Here is a 2,926-nt window from a genome sequence, read left to right on the forward strand (position 1 = left end):
CAATGCCGCGGGCCTCTCATTAGGCAAGCGATTTAATCCTAAAGTCCGCTCGTACAGCGGAAGCTTTATTTCGCCGGTGCGTACGCTTCATCCAGGAATCCGCGGATGGCTTGAAAAGCCTGAAGTCTGTTTTTCTCCAGAAGGACCATATGCGTCCCTTCACCGATTTCAACCCAGCGGCGATAGGCAGCTCCTGTCAGGGAAGTGAAGAAATGCTGAGCCAATTCAAGAGGGACATCGATATCCCACTCGGCATGGACAAGAAGGACGGGAACCGTAATATCCTTAGGATCATAGAAAGCTTTGCCAGCCGTCCAGTATTCGCGGATATCCAGGATAGGGCCGTTGGTCGCCCGGATATGCTCAGGATGATCGGTTAGGCTCCCCGGGTCAGAAGCAAGAGTGGCGTTGACCCATTGTTCAAACCAGCCATCCGGAATCAGATCGCCGCGTTTATGTTCCGGTGCGGCGCTTAGCCAGCGTTCCATCGTGCTGCCGACAGCAACAAGGCGATACGAACCAAGCGGTCCTCCGGTATCGATCGGAACCGGTTTGGAGCTTAGCCATTGCGGAGCGACAAGCGTAAGCTTGTTTACTTTATCGTTGTTTCGGCTGGTATAAGCTCCCGCAACCGTTCCTCCCCAAGACATCCCCAGTACGTTGACCTTCGTTAAATTCCGGCGTTTCAGAACGTAGTCTATGGCTGCACCAAAATCCCGGACCCCTGTCTCCGTGCGGACAAGCGGCGGATTAAGGTCGGCAGGCTGCTCCATCTCGGGCGGTCTTGTCGAGCCGCCGTAGCCGCGAACGTCCACGGCATACACGTCATAGCCATGGCTGGCAAGGTAGTCCAGAAAAGTGAATCCATCCAGCTCCACATCGTACAGACTGCCAATTGGATAGGTAGCGCCATGAACCATCACGATTGTTTTTTCGTTAGAGAAGGTATTCATGGAAGCCGGACGTTTATTTCGCACATAAAGCTCGATTCCGGGCGTATCGCTCGGGATACGCAAGTCTTCGGTCACGATATGGATATTATTAAGATAGGTTGTCATAGCTAAACACCTTCCGTATTGTGTTTTGTTGTCAGGTCGTATTAAATAAAGTCCCACTTGTATCCCGTCCCGCTGCGGGTCACGTATCCCGCCGCGCTTCCGGGGAAATGCGTACTGAAATAAATGACCTGGCGATCTGCTACGGATTCCAGCACCCGGAGCCGTGAAATACGCGCTTGATCGGTAAATTCGCAGTACATGGAATTCCATTCCGGATTATAGACTTGAAACGGATGATGCATCACATCGGCGCCAAATAAAGCTTCTTCTCCGCCGGATTTAAGCCGGATGGACATTTGGCCGATGCTGTGGCCGGGTGTCGGAATGAATTTGAATAGATTAAGAAATTCTCCGCCCTCAGGGCCAATGGTCTGCGTTAAGCCGGCTTCAACAACAGGCAATACGCTTTCTTCGTAAACGTTAAAATTTGCTTCGTTTGCTTTGTTGTGGCTGGCCTCGCTGGAGTAATATTGTTGCTCTGCGAGCGGAAATACGTATTTGGCATTGGGGAAGGTCGGCACCCATTTTCCGTCCACAAGCTTTGTATTCCAACCGACATGGTCCACATGCAGATGCGTCAGCAGAACGTAGTCCACTTCCTCCGGCGTAACCCCCGCCTCCTTCAGCCGCTCGAGATAGGGAAGCTGGAGATTGGCGAGATCGGGATTTAAAGGCAAGTTTTTATCGTTTCCTGTAGCTGTATCGATAAGAATCGTATGCTTCGGGGTCTTCACCACCCACGTTCCAATGCTGACGATAAGCTGAGAATTGCCATCGATCAGGCCAGCCGGAAGAGAGTTTCGATTCTCCTCCAGGAACAGGGGGTCCCACGATCCCGGAAAATATACTTCTGGCGGAACACCGTCAAGCATCATCTCCGTGACACGCGTAACGGTTACATCACCTACTCGATAGACCTTGGGATTTTTGGCAGTCATTCTTTAAGCCCCTTTCATCCTTCTGACAATGTTTCTATGAACTCGGATAACAAGGAAACCGTTGCAGTGTTGTGATTCGTATCTCGTTACCCTTAAAAAATTTCGCTGTAAATGAAAATGATTCTGTTGAGATGAACGATGTTCAGATACCCGGGTAAAATTCGTTCGTCAACCTTGATTAAATAGTAGTCCAATAATGGCGCAAAATCAACGTTTTTGCACCGTAATTCCGTCCTAGTGAAAGGGCTTGATATTGCTCATGTTTACGCCTATTATAAAGATATAAATTTCGCTGATAGCGAAAAGATAACGAAAATTTAGGAGGCTTGCATATGAATTCGATCGGCGAAGCCATTCGAGGCACGCGAAAAAAACAGAAATTAACGCTCAAGAAGGTAGCTCAAGCAGCCTCTGTATCCTTATCTTTTCTCAGTGAAATTGAACGCGATAAGGCGAATCCGTCCATCAGTGTTCTGAAGCGCATAGCGAATGCATTAAACGTGAATTTTACCGATTTGTTCGGCGAGGAGAAGCGAAGCATTGTCGTTAGAAAAAACGAGCGCAAACCTTTGGTGCATTCCGAGGGATCCCGTATTACCTGGTACGCGCTCAGTCAAGGAAGCAGCAACCGGATGGGACCGATATGGGGAGTGTTGGAAGAAGGAGCAGCCTACGGCGACATCGGCGTCGGCCATAGCGATGGCGAGGAATTTCTATTTGTTCACTCCGGGCGACTGGAGTTTGTGCTTGGAAATGAACGTTATACGCTCGAAGAAGGGGACAGCATCTATTATGATGCCAGAATCCCCCATAGTTATAGGAATATCTGGGAAGGCGAAACGCTGCTAATAGCAGTTGCTACTCCGCCTACTTTTTGAGAGGAAAGTAGTGATTCCGAAAAACTCTAAAAATGATTCATGGAGGTAGAAC

At 49.3% G+C, this 2,926-nt stretch carries 3 protein-coding genes; 1 reads left to right on the plus strand and 2 read right to left on the minus strand.

Going from position 1 to position 2,926, the window contains the following annotated elements:
* Positions 1 to 65: 65 nt before the first annotated feature.
* Together PEL01S_RS34000 and PEL01S_RS34005 are read right to left on the minus strand one after the other, a co-directional pair.
* On the minus strand, positions 66 to 1,115 hold the full coding sequence (locus PEL01S_RS34000) for an alpha/beta hydrolase (protein ID WP_338121941.1): 1,050 nt from the start codon (positions 1,113 to 1,115) through the stop codon (positions 66 to 68).
* On the minus strand, positions 1,100 to 1,996 hold the full coding sequence (locus tag PEL01S_RS34005) for an MBL fold metallo-hydrolase (protein WP_127463351.1): 897 nt from the start codon (positions 1,994 to 1,996) through the stop codon (positions 1,100 to 1,102). Before PEL01S_RS34005 ends, PEL01S_RS34000 begins: the two co-directional genes overlap by 16 nt.
* Positions 1,997 to 2,328: 332 nt before the next feature.
* Between PEL01S_RS34005 and PEL01S_RS34010 the strand changes: the two genes are divergently transcribed.
* Positions 2,329 to 2,874, plus strand: coding sequence for a helix-turn-helix domain-containing protein (locus PEL01S_RS34010; protein WP_127463353.1), 546 nt, complete (start codon positions 2,329 to 2,331; stop codon positions 2,872 to 2,874).
* The last annotated feature ends 52 nt before the right edge of the window (positions 2,875 to 2,926 follow it).

The organism is Paenibacillus elgii NBRC 100335, assembly GCF_004000865.1.
GTDB classification, from domain to species: domain Bacteria; phylum Bacillota; class Bacilli; order Paenibacillales; family NBRC-103111; genus Paenibacillus_G; species Paenibacillus_G elgii.

Excerpts from the sequence above, each read along its gene's own strand:
- PEL01S_RS34010 (WP_127463353.1), top strand. The coding sequence starts at position 2,329 with ATGAATTCGATCGGCGAAGCCATTCGAGGCACGCGAAAAAAACAGAAA.
- PEL01S_RS34005 (WP_127463351.1), bottom strand. The coding sequence starts at position 1,996 with ATGACTGCCAAAAATCCCAAGGTCTATCGAGTAGGTGATGTAACCGTT.